Source organism: Actinospica robiniae DSM 44927, assembly GCF_000504285.1.
Lineage (GTDB): Bacteria > Actinomycetota > Actinomycetes > Streptomycetales > Catenulisporaceae > Actinospica > Actinospica robiniae.
In genome coordinates, this window is the sequence record NZ_KI632511.1 from 9478692 (window position 1) to 9501720 (window position 23029).

General features: G+C 70.0%; 17 protein-coding genes. 13 read left to right on the forward strand and 4 right to left on the reverse strand.

What is annotated here, in order from left to right; all coding sequences use genetic code 11:
• The 5 genes from atzF (at nt 1) to ACTRO_RS40675 (ending at nt 4803) form a co-directional block, all read left to right on the forward strand.
• Nucleotides 1-1689, forward strand: a complete 1689-nt coding sequence (gene atzF / locus ACTRO_RS40655; RefSeq protein WP_034271806.1) for an allophanate hydrolase — start codon at nt 1-3, stop codon at nt 1687-1689.
• Nucleotides 1690-1721: 32 nt separating this feature from the next.
• Nucleotides 1722-2588: an NAD-dependent epimerase/dehydratase family protein gene (locus ACTRO_RS40660; RefSeq protein ID WP_034271808.1), complete on the forward strand. Its 867-nt coding sequence runs from the start codon at nt 1722-1724 to the stop codon at nt 2586-2588.
• A 101-nt stretch (nt 2589-2689) separates the two neighbouring features.
• Complete coding sequence (locus ACTRO_RS40665) at nt 2690-3073, forward strand: hypothetical protein (protein WP_157436723.1); 384 nt, start codon at nt 2690-2692, stop codon at nt 3071-3073.
• Nucleotides 3074-3259: 186 nt separating this feature from the next.
• A complete protein-coding gene (locus ACTRO_RS40670) occupies nt 3260-3679 on the forward strand; it encodes a sigma-70 family RNA polymerase sigma factor (RefSeq protein ID WP_051452160.1) in 420 nt (139 codons plus the stop codon).
• Between the two features lie 80 nt (nt 3680-3759).
• Nucleotides 3760-4803, forward strand: a complete 1044-nt coding sequence (locus tag ACTRO_RS40675; RefSeq protein WP_245594727.1) for a LacI family DNA-binding transcriptional regulator — start codon at nt 3760-3762, stop codon at nt 4801-4803.
• A gap of 339 nt (nt 4804-5142) precedes the next feature.
• Here the strand turns inward: ACTRO_RS40675 and ACTRO_RS40680 are convergent, their stop codons facing one another.
• Nucleotides 5143-6321 (reverse strand): IS30 family transposase, encoded by a 1179-nt coding sequence (locus ACTRO_RS40680; RefSeq protein WP_051450572.1) that lies wholly within the window; start codon nt 6319-6321, stop codon nt 5143-5145.
• A gap of 1422 nt (nt 6322-7743) precedes the next feature.
• Between ACTRO_RS40680 and ACTRO_RS40685 the strand changes: the two genes are divergently transcribed.
• The 4 genes from ACTRO_RS40685 to ACTRO_RS40695 all read left to right on the forward strand — a co-directional run bounded on the left by ACTRO_RS40685 (nt 7744) and on the right by ACTRO_RS40695 (nt 10428).
• Nucleotides 7744-8997, forward strand: a complete 1254-nt coding sequence (locus tag ACTRO_RS40685; protein WP_034276495.1) for an IS256 family transposase — start codon at nt 7744-7746, stop codon at nt 8995-8997.
• A 460-nt stretch (nt 8998-9457) separates the two neighbouring features.
• A complete protein-coding gene (locus ACTRO_RS47835; protein ID WP_157436724.1) occupies nt 9458-9601 on the forward strand; it encodes a hypothetical protein in 144 nt (47 codons plus the stop codon).
• A 31-nt stretch (nt 9602-9632) separates the two neighbouring features.
• Nucleotides 9633-9887: a hypothetical protein gene (locus ACTRO_RS40690; RefSeq protein WP_051452161.1), complete on the forward strand. Its 255-nt coding sequence runs from the start codon at nt 9633-9635 to the stop codon at nt 9885-9887.
• Nucleotides 9880-10428, forward strand: a complete 549-nt coding sequence (locus ACTRO_RS40695) for a Clp protease N-terminal domain-containing protein (RefSeq protein ID WP_034271812.1) — start codon at nt 9880-9882, stop codon at nt 10426-10428. The genes ACTRO_RS40690 and ACTRO_RS40695 overlap by 8 nt, the downstream gene beginning before the upstream one ends.
• A gap of 61 nt (nt 10429-10489) precedes the next feature.
• Here the strand turns inward: ACTRO_RS40695 and ACTRO_RS40700 are convergent, their stop codons facing one another.
• Nucleotides 10490-11260, reverse strand: coding sequence for a GNAT family N-acetyltransferase (locus tag ACTRO_RS40700; RefSeq protein ID WP_063628163.1), 771 nt, complete (start codon nt 11258-11260; stop codon nt 10490-10492).
• Between the two features lie 167 nt (nt 11261-11427).
• Nucleotides 11428-12114 (reverse strand): AraC family transcriptional regulator, encoded by a 687-nt coding sequence (locus tag ACTRO_RS40705; RefSeq protein WP_425394899.1) that lies wholly within the window; start codon nt 12112-12114, stop codon nt 11428-11430.
• 120 nt (nt 12115-12234) lie between these two features.
• Here ACTRO_RS40705 and ACTRO_RS40710 point away from each other — a divergent pair, with 120 nt between their 5' ends.
• Together ACTRO_RS40710 and ACTRO_RS40715 are read left to right on the forward strand one after the other, a co-directional pair.
• The gene (locus tag ACTRO_RS40710) at nt 12235-12804 is read left to right on the forward strand and encodes a TIGR03086 family metal-binding protein (RefSeq protein WP_084316913.1); all 570 of its coding nucleotides are present in this window, start codon (nt 12235-12237) and stop codon (nt 12802-12804) included.
• Nucleotides 12805-13032: 228 nt separating this feature from the next.
• Nucleotides 13033-17034 carry a ricin-type beta-trefoil lectin domain protein gene (locus ACTRO_RS40715; RefSeq protein WP_169740024.1) on the forward strand — a complete coding sequence of 1334 codons (4002 nt, stop codon included), beginning with the start codon at nt 13033-13035 and terminating at the stop codon, nt 17032-17034.
• Between the two features lie 4 nt (nt 17035-17038).
• On the opposite strand, the gene ACTRO_RS40720 is transcribed toward ACTRO_RS40715, so the two are convergent.
• Complete coding sequence (locus ACTRO_RS40720) at nt 17039-18142, reverse strand: NAD(P)-binding domain-containing protein (protein ID WP_034271818.1); 1104 nt, start codon at nt 18140-18142, stop codon at nt 17039-17041.
• A 129-nt stretch (nt 18143-18271) separates the two neighbouring features.
• Between ACTRO_RS40720 and ACTRO_RS40725 the strand changes: the two genes are divergently transcribed.
• Both ACTRO_RS40725 and ACTRO_RS40730 read left to right on the forward strand, forming a co-directional pair.
• Nucleotides 18272-19804 carry an alkaline phosphatase family protein gene (locus ACTRO_RS40725; protein WP_169740025.1) on the forward strand — a complete coding sequence of 511 codons (1533 nt, stop codon included), beginning with the start codon at nt 18272-18274 and terminating at the stop codon, nt 19802-19804.
• Between the two features lie 120 nt (nt 19805-19924).
• Nucleotides 19925-23026 (forward strand): sacsin N-terminal ATP-binding-like domain-containing protein, encoded by a 3102-nt coding sequence (locus ACTRO_RS40730; RefSeq protein WP_211244595.1) that lies wholly within the window; start codon nt 19925-19927, stop codon nt 23024-23026.
• The last annotated feature ends 3 nt before the right edge of the window (nt 23027-23029 follow it).

The window sequence follows — 23029 nt, forward strand, 5'->3', positions numbered from 1 at the left end:
ATGGAAGAGACGTCCGGCACCGAATGGATCCGGCGCTTCACCGAGGAGGAGTCCGCCCGATTCGTCGCTCGGGAGCTCACTCGAACGGACGAAGCGGGCGATCTTCCCTTGGCGGGCCTCTCGTTCGCCATCAAGGACAACATCGACATCGCCGGCGTTCCCACGACAGCCGCGTTCCGCGAGCGCGCCGGCAGACCGGCCGTTGGCACGGCCACCGCCGTACGACGCCTGATCCAGGCCGGTGCCGTGCCCGCCGGGAAGACGAACCTCGACCAGTTCGCCACCGGGCTCGTCGGCACGCGCAGCCCCTACGGCGCCTGCCACGCCGCCGGCCATCCGACGCACGTCTCCGGCGGAAGCAGCTCCGGAAGCGCCGTGGCGGTCGCCTCCGGCCAGGTCGACCTCGCGCTGGGCACCGACACGGCTGGCTCAGGGCGGGTTCCGGCCGCGTTCAACGGGATCGTCGGTCTCAAGCCCTCGCGTGGTCTGATCTCCACCACCGGTGTCGTCCCGGCCTGCCGTTCCCTCGACTGCGTCAGCATCTTCACTCGTTCGGTCGATCGTGCTCGCGCAGCGTTCCGGGCAGTCGCCGCGTTCGATCCCGCCGACCCCTACTCCCGCCGGATGCCGCCACATCGCCCGCACCTCGCCGCCACGCCCGGCGTCATCGCGGTCCCCGCCGGCGCGCTCGACCTGGACGCCGAGCACCGGACGGCATGGGACGCGGCGCTCCGGCATGCGCGAGAGGTGGCCGACTACCTCGTCGAGGTCGACATCGAGCCCTTCCTCGAAGCCGCGCGCCTGCTTTACCAAGGGCCGTGGCTCGCCGAACGCTGGCACGCGATCGCCCCGATACTGGGGGAGCCGGGCCTCGACCACCCAGACCTCGACCCGACCGTGCGACGCGTCCTGGCGGGCGCGGAGGCGATCGGCGGGGCCGCCACGTTCGCAGGCTTCGACGAGCTCGCGCGGTTGAGGCGCGCAACCGAGCACGTCTGGGACGTAGCCGACGCGCTCCTGCTGCCGGTCACCCCGGGCCACCCGACCCTCGCCGAGGTCGCCGCCGACCCGGTCGGGGTCAATGGCCGGCTCGGCACCTATACGAACTTTGTGAACCTGCTCGATCTGTGTGCCATCGCCGTCCCGGCCGGCCGACGCGCGGACGGGCTGCCGTTCGGCGTTCAACTGATCGGGCCGACGTTCGCGGACGAGCAGCTGCTCGACCTGGCCGCGGCCTGGACCGGTGAGGGCCGCGCCACCCCCGAGAGCCCGCTGCCCGCCGGGTTCACCCGCATCGCCGTCGTCGGCGCCCACCTGTCCGGGCTGCCGCTGAACAGCCAGCTGCTCACGCTTGGCGCCCAACTGATCCGTCGCACCAGGACCGCGCCGGACTACCGCCTCTACCGCATCCCCGACACCGAGCCGCCGCGCCCCGGCCTCTATCCGATCGGTGAGGCGGAGCCACCAGAAGACGGCCGGGGTATCCCGGCTGAGATCTGGCAGCTGACACAGCAGTCGGCCGCCGCCCTGCTGGGGACCGTACCGCCGCCGCTCGGGTTCGCCGCCGTCACCATGGCCGACGGTACCCGCGTCCTCGGTTTCATCGCCCACGGCCCGGTTCCCGCCGGCGCCGTGGACGTGACCGGCCTCGGCGGCTGGCGCCCGTACCTTGATACGGTAGCCAGTTGACGGTACGCGGCGGATAAGGCGGGAGTGGCGAAATGCCAAAGGTGGCGGTTACCGGGAGCAGCGGCAAGCTCGGTAGGCATGTGGTGCGTGAGCTGGTACAGGCCGGCTGGGACGTGGTCGGCCTCGACATGCAGGCGAGGCCGCAGGAAGGTGAGCGGGCGGTCGCGGTCGACCTGTCCGACTTCGGGCAGACGCTCGGCGCGCTGACCGGGGTGGACGAGATCGGCGGCGGCTTCGACGCGGTCGTGCACCTCGCGGCGATCCCGGCCCCCGGCCTGCGGCCGGACGCGGTGACGTTCCACTCCAACATGGCCTGCACCTACAACGTCTTCACGGCCGCGGTGCGGGCGGGAGTGCGCACGATCGTGTGGGCGTCGAGCGAGACGGTGCTCGGCCTTCCGTTCGACGTGCCGCCGCCGTACGTGCCCGTGGACGAGGAGTACGCGCCGCGGCCGAACAGCTCGTACTCGCTGTGCAAGACCCTCGAGGAGGAGATGGCCCGTCAGCTGTGCCGCTGGGAGCCGGAACTCACGATGGTCGGCCTGCGCTTCTCCAACGTGATGGACCCGCAGGACTATGCGAAGTTCCCGGCGATGCAGCACGATCCGCAGCTGCGCAAGTGGAACCTGTGGAGCTACATCGACGGCCGGGACGGCGCTCAGGCCGTGCGCCGGGCGCTGGACTACCAGGAGAAGGGCGCCGAGATCTTCATCATCGCCAGCCCGGACACGGTCATGGAGACGCCCAACGCCGAACTGCTCGCGGCCTGCTTCCCGGACGTGCCGCTGAGCCGGCCCGTGAGCGAGCACGAGACGCTGCTGGGCATCGACAAGGCCCGCCGGCTGCTGGGCTACGCGCCGGAGCACAGCTGGCGGGACCCGGCGGCTGACGGCGCGTGAGCCGGGGCCGGCCACTCCGGCACATCGGATGTTTCATAGTTGCGGAACGGGCAACTGTGCGCCGGGCGTAGCGACGGCCGCACAGCCCGGGGGGAACGACAATGACGTCGGATGGGGAGCACGGCCGCGCCTTGGAGGCGGAGCGCGTCTACCTGCGCACGCTCGACGAGGTCGCCGCGCAGCAGGTCGCGGCGGTGGCGGAGGACATCGTGTCCGAGGCCTGGATGCATGAGCTGGAGCGGGCCCGTACCCTGCTGCTGGGGTCCTTCGAGGAGGTCTGGGATCGGGCCCGGATCCGGCGCACGCCCAGCGACGCGTCGGACGATCTCGAGCGGCTGCGCACCGAGATCGACGCGGTGGAAGGGGAGATCGAGCGGGTCTGCCTGGGCGCGATCTCCCGTTCCCGCACGGTCCGGGAGGCGCTCGGCCGCCTGCGCTCCGCGTGGGTCGAGGCCTATGGGCCGGACGAGATCGAAGTATTCTGAGAAAGCGGGAGACTCAGGGGTTTGAAAGCACGGCGAGCGGTGACTCGGGCGCCTGCGCAGTATGGCCGGCCTGCCGATAGGGGTCGAGCGCGAGTCGGCCCGCGAACGGCTCATCGCGGACCACATGGGCGACGCCCGGCGCTTGGCGGCCCGCTACCAGCGCCGCGGCGGATGCAGGAGCTGACCTTGGCACTGCATCGGGCGGTCGCGGAGCTGAGCAACGAACTCGGCCGGGACGCGACCATCCGGGAGTTGGCCGAGCGGGTCGGCGTCGGCGCGGACGAGGTCATCGAGGCTTTCGACGCCTCCTCCGCCTACAGTGTCTCGTCGCTCGACCGCGAGGTCGGAGCCGAGGCGGACGGGACGACCGTCGGCGACCTCATCGGCCGGGACGATCCGGGCTACGACCGGATGATCGACCACGAGGTGCTCAAGACCCTGGTGCGCGGATTGGGCGAGCAGGACAAGAGAATCCTGCTGCTGCGCTACTTCCGCGGGCTGACCCAGCTGGAGATCGGCAACGACCTCGGAGCCTCGCAGATGCACGTCTGCCGGACCATCGCCCGGATCCTGGCCGAGCTGCGCGACGGCTTCGGGACGCAGTGAGCTGATTCGCTCCGCGTGGCGCGCAGCCGATGGCTGAGCTCTGACATGGCGCGACGCACCGTGGTAACGTTCACGCCGTGATGGAGCGCGCGAGCCGGCTCCCGACGATGCGGGATGTGGCGCGGCAGGCGGGGGTCAGCGTGATGACCGTCTCGCGGGTGGTCAACGGCGAGCCGGGGGTGCTGCCGGACACGGCCGCGCGGGTGGAGCTGGCCATCCGGGCTATCGGCTATCAGCGCAATGACATGGCACGGAACCTGCGCCGCGGTGCCACCGGCACGCAGACGGTGGGCCTGCTCGTGGACGACCTGGCCAACCCGTTCTTCGCCGCTCTGGCCCGCGCCGTCGAAGACCAGGCGAGGCTGCGCGGCTCGCTCGTGCTGATCGCCAGCTCAGGCGACGACCTGCGGCGCGAGCGCGAGGCCGTGCAGGCGTTCTGCGCCCGGCGGGTGGACGGGCTGATCCTGGTGCCGGTGGCGGGAAGCCACCGGTTCCTGCGTGCCGCGCTGGATCGCGGCACCAAAGTGGTGTGCGTGGACCGGCCGGCCGACCAGCTGCGGGTGGACACGGTCGCGGTGGACAACCGAGACGGCGCGATGCGGGCGACCGGGCACCTGCTCGCGCACGGGCACCGCCGCATCGGCTATCTCGGCGACCGCCCGGAGATCTGGACCGTCAAGCAGCGCTTCACCGGGTTCTGCGACGCCCTCGCAGCCGCCGGCCTGACCCCGGATCCTAACCTGATCCGGCACGGCCTGCGCACGCGCGAGGACGCGGCAGCCGCGGTCGCGCGGCTGATGGCGGCGCAGGATCCGCCTACGGCCGTCTTCACCAGCAATGACCTGATGTCCGTCGGCGCACTCGGCGGCCTCGGCCCGAGTGCCGGCCGGATAGCGATGGTCGGCTTCGACGACTTCGCTCTGGCTGATCGGATGACCCCGGCCGTCACCGTGGTCGCCCAGGATCCGGCCGCCCTCGGCGCCACGGCGGCCCAGCTGCTCTTCGCCCGGATCGACGGCGACACCTCCGCGCCGCGCGACCTCGTCCTGCTCACCCGCCTGCTCGTCCGCGGCTCCGGCGAGATCGCGCCGACCGCGGCTGATAGGAAGAGCTTGACTGCGTAGGGCCATCGGGGCTGGTATGGGGGCTGGGGTGGCTTGTCGGGTCAATGTGGTGGTCGTCGGGGTGTGGGCGGCTGCTTCGCGTCGCCCGGGTTCGTTTCCACCCGCCCACCCGTTGCGTGGGCGGGGTGGGCTGGGGTTTCAAGCTTTCGCCTCCGGCGTGGGCCCTTCTCTCGGAGAGAGATGCCGGAGTCCGTGGGGTGGTGTGGTTGGTGGGGCGGGTTGACGTTGGGGGTGGTGGGGTTGCGGGGGTGTGTTCTCTCCTCGGTTGGTCCCCGGAGGCAATCAGGGACCTGCCGGGAGGTCAAGCGGCGGTGGTTTCCGCTGCTGGCGCGGTGTCTGTCAGTGGTTGCGAATCAAGGTGGTGTGTTGTCTGGGGATCCATTGTGCCATGCGTTCTTCCGGGGTAGCCCATTCGAGGACGCGGCGGGGGCGGGTGTTGAGGAGGTGTTCGACGTGGCGGAGGTCTTCGAGGGTGTGGCGGGAGAGGTCGGTGCTCTTGGGGAAGTACTGGCGTAGGAGGCCGTTGGTGTTCTCGTTGGTCGGCCGCTGCCAGGGTGAGTGGGGGTCGCAGAAGAACACGGGCATGCCGGTCAGCTCGGTGGTCTCGCGGTGGCGGGCCATTTCGGAGCCCTGGTCCCAGGTGAGTGATTTGAGGATCTGGGCGGGCAGGTCGGCGAGTTGGGCGACGAGGGCGTCGCGCATCGTCTCGCCGGTGCGCCGGTGGGGCAGGTGGATGAGTCTGAGGTAGCGGGTGTGGCGGCACACGAGGGTGCCGATCTGGGAGCGCTGGTGCTTGCCGATGATCAGGTCGCCTTCCCAGTGGCCGGGTTCGGAGCGGTCGTCGGCGGCGGCGGGGCGCTGGCGTATCGAGGTCATGTGGGGTATCGGGCCGGCGTGGCCGGGTTTGGCGCGTGTGTGGGGTGTGCGCAGGCGGCGCCCGGTGCGTAGTTTCGCTTTCTTCTCCCCGACCAGGCCGGCGTAGTAGGCCTGGTAGATGCTCTCGGCGCAGGCGCGCTGGTGCCACTGGTCGGGGTGGGCGGCGGCGAGGTGTCCGGCGATCTGGCCGGGCGACCAGCCGGCCGCGAGGAGTGCGTGTACCTGTTCGCGCAGGGGCTCGTTCGCTTCGATCTTGGCCGGGCGGTCGCGGCGTCGGGCGAGGTAGGCCTGGTTGTGGGCGTAGTAGGGGTCATAGACCCCGTTGGGTCTGCTGTTGCGCTCGATCTCGCGGTAGACGGTCGCGACGCTCTTGCCGATCGCCTCGGCGATCAGCGGTTTGGGGCGGCGTGCACGGGTGCCGTCGGCGATCACGATCCGGTCTTGGAGTGAGAGGAAACGGGCTGAGACCCGGGCTGGTTCATCGATGCTCACCCCACCAGCGTGCTGGAGCCAGCGGCAGCCGGCGCTTTCGGATACTCCGGCCGCCGCTGCCGCCTGCCTTTGGGTATAGCCCGAATGGATGAGCTCGAAGAACCGGTACTTGACCTCGCGCGCAACGGGTATCCCAGTCGGATTGGGCACGTACGAAACCTCTCAACGAGAAGTTCGCAACCATCACTGGAAACCGCCTGGCGGATTCTGCAGGGCGCCGCTTGACCTCCCGGCAGAACCCTGATCGGGCTTCGCCTGCCCGACCGAGGAGAGAGCCCACCCCAATGCCGTTCGGTTCAGTTCCATGATCGTTGGTGCAGTGCCGATGAACTGCGTCGATGGCTATGTTCGATCGTTAACGCGTTCGTCAGTGGCTGACTACCGCTGTGTAGCCGGCTCTGGCGGCAAGCGACCAGTAGCCTGCGTGCGCTGCAGCGGTTGACGTGCGCCGATGCCCCTTGGTCATTACGCGCGCCGCGTTGCGTGCGGCGCGGCATGCCCGTTTGAACCGAACGACATTGGAGCCCACCCCCTGGGGGAATGGTGTGAGCTGTGCTCGGGCCCGGGTCCCGGCCCGTGGCCCGGTCGCGCTCGGTGCGGAAGGATTCTGCATCACCGCGATCCGACCATCCCGGTCCCCGATCCGCGCGAAGAAGCCCGTGGCCTGGCCACGTCTGACGTCGAATTCAGCATCGCCGTTCTGGGCCGCTCTTTTCTTCTCTACCCCTTCAACGCCGGGGAGCCCGCCCGGGTTCCCCAGAAATCTCCGGAATATTCCTTATCCAGCAAAGGCCAGATACACGGCTTTTGTCGGTGGTGGCGTCTAGCATGGAAGCGTACGGGGGTTGTCCGGACTTGTGGCGGGAGGAGTGTGGCTGAAAGCGATGGTGGAGGTAACTGAGGGATGCGCCCGCTTGCTTGCGCACGACGCAGGTTCGGAAGCTCCCGGGTTGTATGCCGCACGGCATTGTCACCGTCGGCACGTACGAGATGCAGGAGTTCCCCGCGGAGTGCGACTGAGCCACGCGATCTTGCGCATTGCGTGAACGCCGGGTGGATCGCACCAGGGCGATGCAAAATCCTTCCGCATCGAACGCGGCCGGCGTGCAGGGTTCTGCAGCGAGGTCTGGGATCGGGGTGGACCGCACGGGGGCGGTGCAGGATTTCACCTCAGGTGCGACCGGAGCATCGACGCCTTCGAGCGGAATCGGGAAGCGGATGGTCGGATCAAGGTGATGCAGGATTCTTCCTGATCGAGCGCGGCCGGGCCACGGGATGGGACTCGGCCCGAGCGCAGCTCGTACTGCCCCCTCAGGGGGTGGGTTCTCTCCTCGGTCGGGCAGGCGAAGCCCGATCAGGGTTCTGCCGGGAGGTCAAGCGGCGCGATGCAAAATCGACCATCAGGGGAGTGTTTAATCTCTTGTGTAAGTAGTTGATGGGCTTGACCTTGGCTGTCGGGTTCTCTACCTCACTAGGAAGTTACCGACAGTGACGATTTCGATGGACCGTGCCTCTCGGCGTGACGAGGCCGAAGGCGATGGGCACTACCGCGAGGACGCGGCGGCGGCGCGGGTGGCCGAGGCGCTCTCCTCGGAGGCGATCGGGCAGCTGGTCGCGGACGCGAAGGCCTCCGGAATGGGCCTGGACGGCAGTGGCGGGCTGCTCAACCAGATGTTCAAGGCCGTGCTGGAACGCGCGCTGCAGACGGAGCTGACCGAGCACCTGGGCTACGAGAGGAACGAAGCCGCCGGGCGCCGGTCGGGCAACACGCGCAACGGGTCCTACCCGAAGTCCGTCTCCACGGTGGCCGGGCCGGTGGACCTCGCGGTGCCCAGGGACCGGGCCGGCAGCTTCGAACCGGTGATCGTGCCCAAGGGCTCGCGCCGGATCGGGCAGATCGACGAGATGATCCTCTCGCTCTACGCCCGCGGCATGTCCACCCGCGATATCAGCAGCCACCTGCAGGAGGTCTACGGCGCCTCGTGTTCCCCGGGCCTGGTCTCGAAGGTGACCGACGTGATCGGGGCCGAGGTCGAGACCTGGGCGAACCGCCCGCTCGACGAGGTCTACCCGATCCTGTACATCGATGCGCTGCGGGTGAAGGTGCGCCACGAGGGCGCCGTGGTCAACAAGTCCGCGTACCTGGTGATCGGGGTCGATCTCGACGGGGTCAAGAACGTGCTCGGGCTCTGGCTCCAGGAGAACGAGGGCGCGAAGTTCTGGCTGCACGTACTCACCCAGCTCAAGAACCGGGGCCTGCGCGACGCACTGATCGTGTGTTGCGACGGACTCAAGGGCCTTCCCGAGGCGATCGACGCGGTCTGGCCCCAGGCGATCACCCAGACCTGCGTCGTTCATCTCGTGCGGGCCGCGATGCGTTACGTGACCTACGCCGACCAGCGCAAGGTCGCCTCCGCGCTCAAACCGGTCTACACCGCGGCCAACGAGACCGCCGCCCTCGAAGCCCTTGAGAAGGTCCGCGAGGACTGGGGAAGGCGCTACCCCGGCCTGATCGACACCTTCGAACGCGCCTGGGAGCAGTTCATCCCGTTCCTGGACTTCGACCAGGACATCCGTCGGGTGATCTACACGACGAACACGATCGAGGCCTGGAACCGGTCGCTGCGCAAACTGCTCAAGACCTCCGGCCACTTCCCGACCGACGAGGCCGCCGTCAAGCTGATCTACCTCGGCATCCGCCGCCTGGAAGGACGTCACATCGACGGCACCGGCAAGGGCACGACGCTGCGCGGCACCGGAACCCTCGGCTGGAACCGGGCCATGAACCAGTTCAAGATCCGATTCGGCGACCGGCTTCCCCTCTGACCCGCCAACACCCAGTAATCAGAAACCAGAGAGCTGACAGCCAGCGGCAGGAACACTCAACACGCACTTACACAATCTGGTTGACACACCCACCATCAGCGGAGACTGCCGCCGCTTGACCTCCCGGCAGGTCCCTGATTGCCTCCGGGGACCGACCGAGGAGAGAGCACACACCCGCAACCCCACCACCCCAAACCCCAGCCCGCCCCACCAACAACAGCACCCCACAGACTCCGGCATCTCTCTCCGAGGGAAGGGCCTGCCAGCGGCGATTTTCGTCTTGAAACCGCAGCCCGCCTCGCCAACGTAACGGGTGGGTGGGTGGTCAGACAAAACGGGCGACGCGAAGCGGCCGCCCACAGCCCGACGACCATCCCGACCCGACAGGCCACCACGCCCACGAGCACCCAGCCGATCATCACCCGCAATAGTGCGGTGCGGGACGCGCAGAAAGCTGGGTGTGTTCTCCCTGCGGAAGTCGTTCGTCGCCGACTTTGTCCATGCCGACGAGGCGACGACGCGGCCCCGCACGATCGCGTTCTCATCAGGCCCGATCGGTGCGACTCAGGCGGCGTTCGGCGGCTTTGATGTCAGGCTGTCTTGACACGCAGCCCGTGTCAAGGCACCCTGACACTATGAACGCCGATGACACGCCGGCGGCAGCGCTGGCAGCACAGGTGACCGACAAGGACCCGGCAGTCGGGTTGCGCGCGGTGCTCGAACTGCGCCGACTGCTCGAGGAACTCGAACGCGTCCACGTCGACAACGCCCGGGACCAGGGCTGGTCCTGGCAGGGCATTGCCACGGCGCTGCAGGTAAGCCGTCAAACCGTCCATGAGAAGCACGCCGGGCGCCGCAAGGCCACGGGCAAGGAGAGCGGACATGACTGAGGTCACCACCGTCTACGACCGGTTCACCGAGTTGGCCAAGCGCTCTTTGGTCGCCGCCAGGGACGTCGCGGACTCGCTCGGCACCGACTTCGTCGGCACCGAACATCTGCTGCTCGGGTTGGCGCAGACCGCCGGAACGGCGAGCGAAGCGCTGCGGGCGCACGGCGTCGAACTCGGCCGAACGCGCGCGGCCGTGGAAGCCGCGCTGCGTGCGGCCGGAGCACCTTCCACCGCAGGTGGTGGGGCGGCGGAGGCGCTGTCCACGATCGGCATCGACGTCGCCGAGATCCAGCAGCGGGCCGACAGCACCTTCGGGCCCGGCGTGTTCCGCTACCCGCGCCCGGCCTTCTCGCTGCGCCTGAAGGAGGTCATCGCACGCTCGCTCCAGCAGGCACGTGAGCTCGGCGGCGAACACATCGACACCGAGCACCTGCTGCTCGCCCTGCTCTCCGTTGACGAGGACGCGGCCGTCAGGGTTCTGTCGCAACTGGGTGCTGATATCCGGGCGCTGCGTCAGGCTGTGCTCGACCGGGTGGCGTAACGCGGGTGATCGTGCCGCGGGCCCTCGCCGTTCGACGACGAGGGCCCGCGACGTTCGGACATCAATCGGCGGGAAGCGACATCCACAGCCGTTCGCCGCAGTCGGTGAAGCCGGTCTTCCGGTACACGCCGGCGTTCTTCGCCTCGCACTCCAGGAAGACCAGCTTCATCCCGCGGGCGAAGGCGGCCTCGGTCAGGAACGCGCTGATCGCCCCGCCGATGCCGCGGCCGCGATGCTGTTCGACCGTGGCCACGGCGGCGAGTTCGCCGGTCGGGTCGTCCGGGCCGGTCACGTCGATCAGGCCGGCGCCGATGAGCTCGCCGGTGTCGGCGGTACGCGCCGTGGCGATCAGCACGCCGCGGGCGATGCACCGCTGGAGACGGTCGACGTCGGCTTGGCTCGCCGGCTTGGTCTCGCCGTAAGCACGGTTCTGCAGGTTCGCGATCGCGAGCAGTTCGGCGTCGTCCGGGGCGGCCGGCGCCAGGACCACGTCGGCGGGCAGACGCGGTGTGAGGTGGTAGTCGGGAGTCGCAGCCATCTGCGGAAGGCAGTCGTCCTGCCGGAATCCGGCCGCGGCCAGGGCAGGCGCGACGGCCGGGGCGGCCTGCGCGATCAGTTCGAATCGGGGGACGCGGTCGTTCGCGCGGAAATGCGCGACGAGGTCGGCGATCTCCTGCGCGGTCGGTTCGGCGTCGTCGACCGGGATGGCGTAGTTCCAGGCCGCGGAGGTGTGGTTCTGATCCAGGTTGACCACGAACGGGCCGATGACCTGGTGAGCTCTGCGCGTGGCCGAGGCCATGATACGGGCAGAGATCAGTGCAGCAGTATTCACTGGTGAATCCTTCGAGAAAGGGGGAAAACGAGGCATGGCAAAGAGAACCGAGAATCTCGGTCACACTGCGGGGAGGCCTCAGCCCTTTCGGAAGGTCGGCTGCGCATCCTGCGCGGCCGGGTCTGCGAAGAGCATGGCATGCGGCGAGGGCGTGCGCAACACCTTAATCAATACCGTTGCGCGTACCAGGTCGGTGTCTCGCCGAACATGCTCCTGAAGTCGCGGATGAAGTGGCCCTGGTCTGCGTAGCCGAGGTCCGCCGCCAGCGCGGCCCAGTCGATCGCGCCGCCTGCGGCCATGCGTGCGGTCACCTCGTGCAGTCGGTGGCGGCGGATCACCCACTTGGGCCCGATGCCGACGTACTCCGAGAACAGCCGTTGCAGCCCTCGCATGCTCAGCCCCAGCTCATCGGCGAGGCGTTCGACCCGTGTCAGGGTCTTGTCCTCGGCGACCAGCTCGACCGCGGCCGCCGCCTGCTGCGCCCGGGCGTCCTCGTCCGGCAGGTGCTTCAACAGGAATGCATCCATGGTCGGCACGTCGAGGGTCGTGGGCAGGTCCGGGCCGAACACCTCGGCCGCCGGGATGACGCGGTCGGTGATCGTCGAGACTGAGGCGCCGAGGAAAGGGCGGAAGCAGCCTGGCCGGAACGCGACGCCGAAGACGTGGTCGCGGCCCTCGAGGACCTTGATCTGGCAGCTACTGCACAGGCCGTTGACGTCCGCTCGGCCCTGGCCGAACGACAGATGCACGTTCGCGCGCGGCACGATCTTCTGCCGGTAGGGCTCGGCGTAGTCCCAGCGAGCCTCCCAGTAATGCTCCACCCAGGGCGCGAGCGCCGGCGACGGATCGTGGATCGCGTGGCGCTGATACCTGGTCCACGCACCCGCCAGCTCACGAACGTCTCGATCCACATGCCAAAGCGTACGTCGCCTTTGTCCAATACCCTTCCGGCCACGCCGCCTAGCGTGGCCGTCATGTCTCACGTTTCCAACGCGGCCGCGGCAGTGGCCGCTATCGCCCGCACCATCTCCGACGACCAGCTCGCCAACAAGACCCCGTGTACGCAATATGACGTGCGGGCACTGATCAACCACCTCCTGTTCTGGGGCCCGTCGCTCGCCGGCGCCGGGCGCAAAGAGTCCGTTCCCCAGCCGGCGGCCGCCGAGTCCGAGGTGGACTTGGCGGATGGCGACTGGCGCGGCAGCCTGCTCGCCTTGCTGGACGAGCTCACCTCGTCGTGGGCGCCGCCGAGCGCCTGGGAGGGCGAGACGAGCATGGGCTCGCCGCAAATGCTGCCCGCGTCCGTCATGGGCGACATGATCGTCGGCGAGTTGGCCGTGCACGGCTGGGACCTGGCGGTCGCGACCGGGCAGCGGTTGGAACTGCCCGGTGACCTGCTCGCGCATCTGCGCGAGGCGATGCTCGCCGGAGTGGCGCAGGGGCGGGAGATGGGCCTGTACGGACCGGAGGTCGCGGTGCCGGCCGACGCACCGACCTTGGACCGGATCCTCGGCCTGACCGGCCGTGATCCCGCCTGGACGTAGTTCCCGACCCGGCTTCGAGCAGCGACGGCGCACCCCACGAAGGGAGTCGGAGGGTGCGCCGTCGCGCTGCGGCGCTGCTCCGCCGGGAGCGCTCGGCGCGTTCCGGAACCGGCGTGCGCGCCTTGACGATGCAAGATCTCTGATACACACTCGCCCACGTGAACGTTACCACCGGCTGCGGGCTGGACGTTCCGACCTACGATGCTCCTCACCCACCAGGAGTGCGGTATGCGCATATCGCGAACGATCCGCTTGCACCGCTCCCGCCGCCGGCCGGTCCTCGGCGCGCTGACGGCGGCCGCCACCGTCGTCGCGCTGGCTCTGCCGACCGGCCCCGCGGTCGCCCAGACGGCCACCTCCGACAGTTCGCCGGTGAATCTCTCCAACGCGATCAACCTGGCCGTGGGCAAGGCCGTGGCCAACGCCACCGTCGTCGAGGGCGATGCGCGGTTCGAGGTGCTCACGCCCGAAGTGATCCGGATGGAGTACTCGACGACAGGGAGCTTCCTCGACCTGCCGACCTTCGACATCCTCGATCGCGATTTCACCGCGCCCGCCTTCACTTCCAGCGTCTCGAACAATGTACTGACGATCACGACCAGCCAGCTGACGCTGACCTACCGGCTTGGGTCAGGGCCCTTCAACACGACGAACACTTCGATGAAGCTGCTCGGCACGCTGCCGCCGGGCGCTTCCGCGAACGTCACGCCGACCTGGGGCCTGGAGTGCACGTTCGGGCAGGTCTGCCAGTCCGGCGCGGCCGGGCTCGCCGGCGGGGCGAGTATGGCCAGCGACCATAAGAACTCGGTCAGCCCGGCCGGATTCGTCGCCGGCCTGACCGCCACTGGTGCCGAAGCGACCTGGAGAGTGCTCGGCGCTCCCGCCGGAACAGCCGATGTGACCATCCGCTACGCCAACAACAAGGGCGGCGACGGGAACACCGAGACGCGCACCGCTCACCTCGTCGTCAACGGCACTGGTACCCAGGTCTCCTTGCCGGCCACCGCCAGCTGGGACACCTGGTCGACCGTCACCGTCCCGGTGACGCTGACTGCGGGCACTGACACCGTCGCCGTGGAGTGCGCGAGCGGCGACAGCTGCAACGTCAACGTCGACGACATCGCGGTGAACGCGCCGGGTAGCAGCGCGCTGCCAGTCGTTCCGGCCAGGCCGCTCGGCGGCTACATGCGTTCGTACGACTCGACCAACGGCTCCTACGATGCCGGCACGCCGACCTGCGCGAGTGGCCAGTCCGGGGATGCCTGCGCCGCCGACATCCCATCGATGGCCTCGGGTCTGCTCGACGAGTCGGGTTGGTACCTGCTCGACGACTCCCAGGCGGCCGTGTGGACTTCGACCGGCTGGCTGGCCAACCGGCCGACCGGCGACATCGAGGACGGATACCTGTTCGGCTACGGGCAGAACTACACCGGCGCGCTGGCCGATCTGGCCCAACTGACCGGGCCCGCCACGCTGCCGGACGAGTCGGCGTTCGGCAACTGGCTCTCCCAGTACTACGGCTACACGACGGCGGCGTATCAGAGCACGCTGTTGCCGCAGTTCGAGGCCAACGGAGTCTCGCTCGACGACCTTTCGGTGGACACGGACTGGAAGAGCCCGAGCACCTGGAACGGCTGGGAGTGGAACTCCTCGCTCTTCCCGGACTCCACCGCGTTCACCGACTGGGCCAAATCGCAGGACGTCAGCGTGGCCCTCAACGTCCACGCCGGGATCCCCACCAACGACGCGCTCTACAGTCAGGCCCAGGACATCGCCGGCAATACGCTGACGACCTCGGGCAGCACCGCGTACTGGGACTGGGCGAACGTGGCCCAGGCAGAGTCCTACTTCGCCACGGCCGACCCGACGCAGAACTCTGTCGGACTCACCTGGCTGGACTGGTGCTGCGACAACAGCGGCGTGTTCTCCGAACCCGGCGTCACCCCCGACTCCTGGATCAACTACCTGATCGCCCAGCAGATGGTGAACGAAGGCCAGCGCGGCTACGTGCTCTCCCGGATCGGCGCGTCGCTGCAGAACTCGCAGGCGGGCTCGGGCACGACGGGAGCGTGGGCGGAGCACCGCTCGACCATCGCCTTCACCGGGGACACCCAGGGCACCTGGAACACCCTCGCCAGTGAGGCCCAGCTGGCCCAGGACGCCGGGAGCATCGGCGAGCCCTACGTCAGCGACGACATCGGCAGCTTCCTCGGCTCCGCCGCGGCCGGCAACGTCCCGGACGACCTCTACCTGCGCTGGCTGCAGCTCGGCACCTTCCAGCCGGTCATGCGCGAGCACTCGGACGGCGTGGACGACGACCAGAACGCGCGCCTGCCCTGGATGTACGACGCGGCGACCCAGGCCGTCGGCGACCAGTTCATGCAGCTGCGAGAAGAACTCGTCCCGTACCTCTACACCCTGGCCGCGCAGGCAGGCAGCACGGGCATGCCGATGACCCAGGCGCTCTACCTCAACTATCCGAGCCAGGCCGCGGCGTACACCAACCCGACTGAGTACACCCTCGGCCCGGATGTGCTTGTCGCGCCGGTCACCCAGCCGGGCGCGAGCGTGTCGATGCCGGTGTGGTTCCCGCCGGGCACCTGGCAGGACTACTTCACCGGCGCCACGTTCACCGGCCCGGCGACGCAGACCATCACCGTCCCGACGAGCCGGATGCCGGTGTTCGTCAAGGAAGGCGGCATCGTCCCGCTTCAGCCTTCCTCCGGCCAGGCGCAGACCGCGGGCGCGGCGCCGATCACGCTGCAGGTGCACGCCGGGGCCAGCGGTTCGTTCTCCCTCTACGACGACGCCGGAACCGGCCTGGGCTATGAGTCCGGGCAGTCATCGAAGACTGCGATCAACTACACCGAGAACACGTCCGCCTCGACGCTGACCATCTCGGCCGCGTCCGGGTCGTACTCCGGCGAGCCGTCCAGCCGCAGCTACACCCTGGACCTGGTCGACGAATCGAAGCCGACTTCGGTGCAGGTCAACGGCCAGACTCTCACGACGACGCAGTGGTCTTACGACTCCGCCACGCACACCCTGCTGGTCCCGCTCGGTGCGGTGCCGGTCTCCGGCAGTGAGACCGTCACCCAGACCGGCGGCGCGCCGCTGCAGCTGTCCGAGCCGACCACTCCGTTGGTCACCTTCGCCTCTCCGGCCAAGGCGACGGCCGGGCAGCAGGTCACCATCAGCGGCAGCGGCTTCGGCGCGAGCCAGGGCAGCAGTTACCTGACATTGAGCGACAACGGCACCACCTGGGGCGCGCCCGGTGACGCCGCCACGTTCGCCGTGAACAGCTGGAGCGACAGCGCGATCACCTTCACCGTCCCCACGCCCTCGGGCACGAACGGCCAGTGGGCGGTCACGCCCGGCAGCTCCGCGACCGTCTCCGTAACCACCGGGTCCGGGACATCGAACACTGCGACGACGATGATCGGCTCCACCACGCCACCGAGCGGCCAGGTCACCGGGAATCAGGGTCTGTGCTTGGATGACCGGAGCGCCTTGACCACGAACTCCAATCCGGTCCAGGTCTACACCTGCAACAACACCACCGCGCAGCAGTGGACGATAGAGCCGAACGGCACGGTCCAGGTGCTCGGCATGTGTCTGGACGTCGCCAGCGGCGCCACCGTCAACGGCACCGGCGTCGGTATCTACACCTGCAACAACACCGGCGCGCAGACCTGGGTGCAGCAGCAGGACGGCCAGCTGGTCAACCCGCAGTCGGGTAAGTGCCTTGATGACTCCGGCAACGGCGGTTCGGGCACGCAGACGGTGATCTACGACTGTGACGGCTCGGCCGGCGAGCACTGGAACGTGCCGAGCGGTGGCTCGTACATCGCGGCGCAGGGCCAGATCACCGGATATCAGGGCTTGTGCCTCGACGACAGCAACGCCGCCACCGCCGACGGCAACCCGATCCAGGTCTTCACCTGCAACCAGAGCGCGGCCCAGCAGTGGACGGCAGGCCAGAACGACTCGCTGCAGACGCTCGGCAAGTGCCTGGACGTGTCCGGCGGGGCCGGCGCCAACGGCACCGTCGTCAACCTCTATACATGCAATGGAACCGGCGCGCAGAAGTGGCTGCCGGTGAGCGGAGGCGCGCTGATCAACCCGCAGTCGAGCAAATGCCTGGAGGACAACGGCGGTGGCGGCTCCGGCACGCACGTGATCATCGATGCCTGCAATGCGGGAGCGGACCAGCAGTGGACCCTGCCCTGATCCGTCACGCTGCCAACGGCGCGGGGACGCGCGTCGCCAGAAGCTCGCGGATCTCGCGGACGGCGTCGCGTCCCGCGCGGTTGGCGCCGACCGTGCTGGCCGAAGGCCCGTAGCCGACCAGGTGCAGCCGGGGTTCGCCGACGACGCGAGTGCCGTCCATGACGATGCCGCCGCCGGAAGCGCGCAGGTGGAGCGGCGCGAGATGATCGAGCGCCGCTCGCCAGCCGGTACACCACAGGATCACGTCGGCCTCGACGAAGCCCGGCGCACCTGCCTGCGGCTCGTCCCAGGCGACGCCGTCCGGCGTGATCCGGTCGAACATCGGCAGCCGGTCGAGCACCCCCTGCCGCCGGGCTTCGAGCACTGCTTCGGTCACCGGCAGCCCGGTGACGCTGACGACGCTCTGCGGCACCAGTCCGGCCCGCACGCGGCGGTCCACCATGGCCACGACTTCGCGCCCGTACTCGCGCGTGAAGGGCTGATCGCGGAACACCGGCGGCCGGCGGGTTACCCAGGTGGTCGCGGCTCCGGCCTGCGCGAGCTCGCCGAGCAGCTGAAGCGCGGTGATCCCGCCGCCCACGACGACCACCCGCCGGCCCGCGAACTCCTCCGGGCCGGGATACGTCGCCGCGTGCAACTGGCGGCCGCGGAAGCTCTCACGGCCCGGGTAGTACGGCCAGAACGGCCGGTTCCAGGTACCGGTCGCGTTGATCACGGCCCGCGCGGCCCACGTCCCGGCGTCGGTCTCGACCAGCAGCCGGTCGTCCGCCCCTTCCCGCACCGCGCGCACGCTCACCGGCCGCAGCACCGGAAGCTCGAAGTGCTCCTCGAACTGAGCGAAGTACCGGGGGATCGCCACCGACGCCCGCTCCTGCGGGGACGGCGGGTCGAAGGCCATCCCGGGCAGGTCGAAGATGCCGTTCACCGTCTGCATGCGCAACGAGGGCCACCGGTGCTGCCAGGCTCCGCCCGGCGCCCGATCGCCGTCGAGCACCACGTAGCCCGCGCGGGGCTCGAACCCGGCCCGGCCCAGAAAGTAGGCGCTGGAGAGACCGGCCTGACCGGCCCCGATCACCACGACCTCGGTGGCGCGCGTCTGTTCGTCCACAGCCGAACAACAAAAAGTCGGCGCTCCTGCTTCCCGGCCCGGCTGTCACGCCGTCAGGTCGCGCCGATGTCGCCGGCCCGCCATGCCCCGCCCACCCGGCATTCACGACCCCGGACGATCCTTCCATCCATGCTTACGCGTCGAACCTACCTGCGGCTGATGAGCGCGTCGGCCGGCTTCGCGGCCGTGACCGGCCCCGAGCTGCTCGCCCGAGCGGCCGCCAGCGCCTCGCCCGCGATCCGTCCGAACGGCTCGAACGGCATCGAGCACGTCGTGGTGCTGATGATGGAGAACCGCTCATTCGACCACTTCCTCGGCTGGCTGCCCGGCGCCGACGGCCGGCACGACCTGCGCTTCCCGGCCGCGGACGGCAACGTCTACCCGAACTACCCGCTGGCCCCCGACTTCCAGGGCTGCGGCTACAGCGACCCCGACCACAGCTGGGAAGGCTTCCTCGTCCAGCACAACCACGGCCGGATGGACGGGTTCCTGCAGCGTCCGACCACGCCAGAGCCCAACCCCGGCGTGACCCTGGCCAGCGCCAACACCTTCCCGGTGGGCTACTACACGAACCTCGAGCGCAACGGCCGGCCCAAGGCCACACCCGACCTTCCGGTCATCGGCGCCCTCGCGCAGCACTACACCGTGCTCGACCGCTACTTCTCCTCGTTCGCCGGCGAGACCTTCCCGAACCGCTTCTACCAGCACGCCGCGCGCACCGACCGCGACCACAACTCGAGCGTCATCTCGACGATGCCGACGATCTGGGACCAGCTTTCCCCGATCCCCAACGACCAGGGCATCCCGACCGGCGCCTACTACTTCCGCGACTCCCCGTTCCTGGCGCTCTGGGGCACCAAGTACCTGCCGTTCTGGCACCCCTTCGCCGACGGCGACGTCGACGCGCTCGGCATCCCGATCACCACGAAGTCCTTCCTCGACACCGTGGCCGCGGGCGAGCTGCCCAACGTCAGCTTCATCGACCCCGCCTTCGACACCGAAGCCACCGGGACCTCGGCCGACGACCACCCCATGGCCGACATCCGGCTCGGCGAGCGCTTCATCGCCGACACCTACCACGCGCTCGCCGACGCCGGGTACCTGGACAACACCGTGCTCGTGGTGACCTTCGACGAGTGGGGCGGCTTCTACGACCACGTCCCGCCGCCGCGCGTCACCGATGACACCGACCCCGCGAACGTGGATCACACCGGTGATGGCACGACTCCGACTGACGGGCAGTCGATCCCCGACTACCGGCAGCTCGGGTTCCGCGTGCCGGCGATCGTCGTGTCCAACCTGGCCCCGGCCCAGGTGGTCAAGCACGGGCCGTTCGAGCACACCTCGACGCTGAAGATGATCGAGTCCACCTTCGGCTTGAACTCGCTCACCGAGCGCGACGCCCACGCGCTCGACCTGGGCCAGGTCCTGGAGCACCACCCGCGGCGCCCCGTCCCGGCCGGTGCGATCCCGACCAGCGCCGAGGTCCCCGGGCCGGTCAGCGACGCCGCCGCGGTCTGCGGCATCCACAGCGTCCAGTCCGCCTCGCCGTCTCCGGTCACGATCGGCCACCACCGGTACGGCCTCACCGTCCCGCCGCAGATCGCGGGCATGGACGTGCTCGGCCGCGAGCTGCGGCAGAAGAACAGCTCGGAGCGGTAGCGCCGCGGTCGCCCGCCCCGGCCGCACGGCCGGGGCGGGCGACGGTGTCCCTGGCTGACGGTAATCTGTCGCACGACCGTCGGGCCGCCGCGTGGACCGCGGGACGTGAAGGGACCACTGGTGACTGATCAGTTCGACACCGCGGCGATCCGCGAGCGGGTACTCGCGTCCTGGGTGGCCGCGCCCGTGCGCTTCCGTGAGGACGCCAACCTCGAGGAAGACCTCGTCCTGGGCGGTTATCGGGACCGCGTGCTGGTCGAACTGGCCCAGAACGCGGCGGACGCCGCGGCGCGGGCCGGGGTGCCGGGCCGTCTGCGCTTCACGCTCGAGAGCTCGTCGCAGGGCTCGACGCTGTCCGCCGCGAACACCGGCGCGCCGCTGGACGCGGCCGGGGTGGTGAGCCTGTCCACGCTGCGCGCGTCGGCCAAGCGCGAGGACGCGCCCGCGGACCGGCCCGGCGACGCGGTTCCGGTCGGCCGGTTCGGCGTCGGATTCGCCTCGGTGCTGGCCGTGAGTGACGCGCCGTCGGTGATCTCGCGCGACGGTGCCGTACGGTTCTCCGTCACCCAAGCGCGTGACGAGGTCCGCCAAGCCGCCGCGCAGAACGCGGAGCTCGGCACGGAACTGAGCCGCCGAGGCGGCCGGGCGCCCGCGCTGCGCCTGCCCTACCCCGCCGAGGGCACGCCGCCGTGGGGTTACGACACCGTCGTGGCGCTCCCGCTGCGCGACGCGGCGGCCGAGGCGCTGGTGCGCAGCCTGCTGACAGAGCTCGACGACACCCTGCTGCTCGTCCTCACTCAGCTCGCTGAGATCGTGGTCGAAGTCGACGGCGAAGTGCGTACCCTGACCGCCGATCGCAGCGCCCAGGACGAGTGCGTCGTGCGCGACGGGGATCGCACCACCCGCTGGCGGCTGGCCGGCGCCCAGGGCGAACTGGACCGCGAGCTGCTCGCCGACCGTCCGGTCGAAGAGCGGATCCGCCCCCGCTGGTCGCTGACCTGGGCGGTGCCGGCCGACGCGGACGGCTCCCCGCAGCGCCTGCGCACCGCGCCGGTGCTGCACGCCCCGACCCCCACCGACGAGCCGGTCGGGCTGCCCGCGCTGCTGATCGCCTCGTTCCCGCTGGAGGTCTCCCGCCGCCACGTCGCCCCCGGCCCGCTGACGGACTTCCTGCTCGAGCGCGCCGCCGCCGCGTACGCGGACCTGGTGGCGTCCTGGCCCGCCCGCACCCCGGAACTGCTGCGCCTGGTCCCCGGGCCGATGGGGGAGGGGGTGCTCGACGCCGAACTGCGCCGCCGGATCGGCGCCCGGCTGCCCGACACGGCGTTCCTGCCGGCGGCGGCCGGCAGCCCGGCCCCGCTGCGCCCGCGCGACGCCGTCGTCCTCGACCCCTGCGACGAACAGCTGGTCGGCGTGCTGCGCGACGTCCTGCCCGGCCTGCTCCCGGCCGGCTGGGAACGCGACCAGGTCGCCGGGACGGCGCTCAAGCTGCGTCGGCTGAGCCCGGCCGAACTGGCCGAGACGCTGGCCGGCCTCGACCGGGAACCGGCCTGGTGGGGCGGCCTCTACGCGGCGCTGTACGGAACCGTCGGTCAGGACCCGAACACCCGCGAGGCCCTGGCCACGCTCCCGGTGCCGCTGGCCGACGGCCGGACCGTGCGCGGCGCCCGGGACACCCTGCTCCCGGTCGCAGACCTCGATGACTCCCTCTCGGCCTCGTTCCGGCGGCTCGGCCTGCGGATCGTGCACCCCTCGGCGCTCGCCCCGGGCAACGGCCCCTCTTCGCTGCTGGAGCGCCTCGGCGCCCGCCCGGCCTACCCGCGCGCGCTGCTCGCCGACGTGGCCGCGCGCGGCGTCGCCATGGCCTCCGACAGTTCCCTGCTTCCCTATGAACAAGACGCCGGTCCGGATGACCAGAGCCGCTTGGCCGAGGCCGTGCTCGCCCTCGTCCGCGCGGCCGAACCCGGTCCACACGAACGCTTCGGACTCGGCGACCTGCCGCTGCTCAACGCCCGCGCCGGTTACAGCCCCGCATGCGAGCTCGTGCTCCCGCACTCGCCGTTGGCCGACGTGGTCGACCCCGAGACGTTCGGCTACGTCGACGAGGGCTGGGTGCGGCGCTGGGGCGCGGACGTGCTGCGCGCGGTCGGCGTGCTGGACACGCTCGAGGTCGTGCGAGCCGAGAACGTGCTGCTCGACGCCGACGCGCTGGAGGAGGGCCTGCTCGACCTGGACGGATTCGAGGACTGGGTCGACGATATCAGGACCATGATCGACCGCTCGGCGCAGGACGTGCCGCCGGTGGTGGCCGAGCTGATCGCGGTGCGCGACCTCGAGCTGATCGCCGACTGGCCCCGCGCGCTGGAACTGCTGGCCTCGCCCGGCCTGCGCGAAGCCACGACCTCCGCCGCCAAGGTGCTGCCCGGCGTCGGCCGGACGCTGCACCTGCCGTCGTACACGTCCTGGTGGCTCAGCCGGCACCCGGTGCTCGACGGCCGGTGCCCCGCGGATCTCGCCACCGGCGGCGGCCTGCTCGAAGGCCTCTACGACCCCGCCCCCGAGGACCGCGACCCGCAGGAGCTGATCGGCCTCGGCGTGCGCACGACCCTCGCGGCGCTGCTGGCGACCCCGGGCGGTCCCGGCGAACTCCTCGACCGGCTCGCCGACCCGCAGCGCCCGGTCACCGGCGTCCAGCTGACCGCGCTCTACGACGCGCTGAGCGAGGTCCCGGCCGACCAGCTCGCCCCGCCGGACCGGCTGCGCGCCTGGCAGAACGGCGCCCTCGTCGTCGCCGACGCCGACGACGTCCTGGTGATCGACGCGCCCGACCTGCTGCCCCTGGTCGGCGACCGCCCCTACCTCGCCGTCCCGCCGCGTTGCGCCGTGCAGCTCGCGGACCTGCTGGACGTGGACCTCGTCTCCGAGGCGATCACCGGCGCGGTCACCTCGCCCGGAGAAGAGCAGCCCGTTCCGGACGTCGTCAGGGAACTGATGCCGGAGTCCCCGGCCACGTACATGGAGCACGACGAGCTGATCCTGGACGACCAGGACGAGGTCTACTGGCGCGTCGTCGACGGCGTCGCCCACGCCTCCACCTTCGACGGCATCGCCCGCGCCCTCGCCTGGGCCGCCGGCCGCTGGGACCGCCGCCACCTCATCGCCGCGCTGCTCACCGAGCCGGAGAGGATGGAAGAGCTCAGCGAAGAGACCTACTATGAGTAGATC

Excerpts from the sequence above, each read along its gene's own strand:
- atzF (WP_034271806.1), top strand. The coding sequence starts at position 1 with ATGGAAGAGACGTCCGGCACCGAATGGATCCGGCGCTTCACCGAGGAG.
- ACTRO_RS40660 (WP_034271808.1), top strand. The coding sequence starts at position 1,722 with ATGCCAAAGGTGGCGGTTACCGGGAGCAGCGGCAAGCTCGGTAGGCAT.
- ACTRO_RS40665 (WP_157436723.1), top strand. The coding sequence starts at position 2,690 with ATGACGTCGGATGGGGAGCACGGCCGCGCCTTGGAGGCGGAGCGCGTC.
- ACTRO_RS40675 (WP_245594727.1), top strand. The coding sequence starts at position 3,760 with ATGGAGCGCGCGAGCCGGCTCCCGACGATGCGGGATGTGGCGCGGCAG.
- ACTRO_RS40690 (WP_051452161.1), top strand. The coding sequence starts at position 9,633 with ATGAACGCCGATGACACGCCGGCGGCAGCGCTGGCAGCACAGGTGACC.
- ACTRO_RS40695 (WP_034271812.1), top strand. The coding sequence starts at position 9,880 with ATGACTGAGGTCACCACCGTCTACGACCGGTTCACCGAGTTGGCCAAG.
- ACTRO_RS40710 (WP_084316913.1), top strand. The coding sequence starts at position 12,235 with ATGTCTCACGTTTCCAACGCGGCCGCGGCAGTGGCCGCTATCGCCCGC.
- ACTRO_RS40715 (WP_169740024.1), top strand. The coding sequence starts at position 13,033 with ATGCGCATATCGCGAACGATCCGCTTGCACCGCTCCCGCCGCCGGCCG.
- ACTRO_RS40725 (WP_169740025.1), top strand. The coding sequence starts at position 18,272 with ATGCTTACGCGTCGAACCTACCTGCGGCTGATGAGCGCGTCGGCCGGC.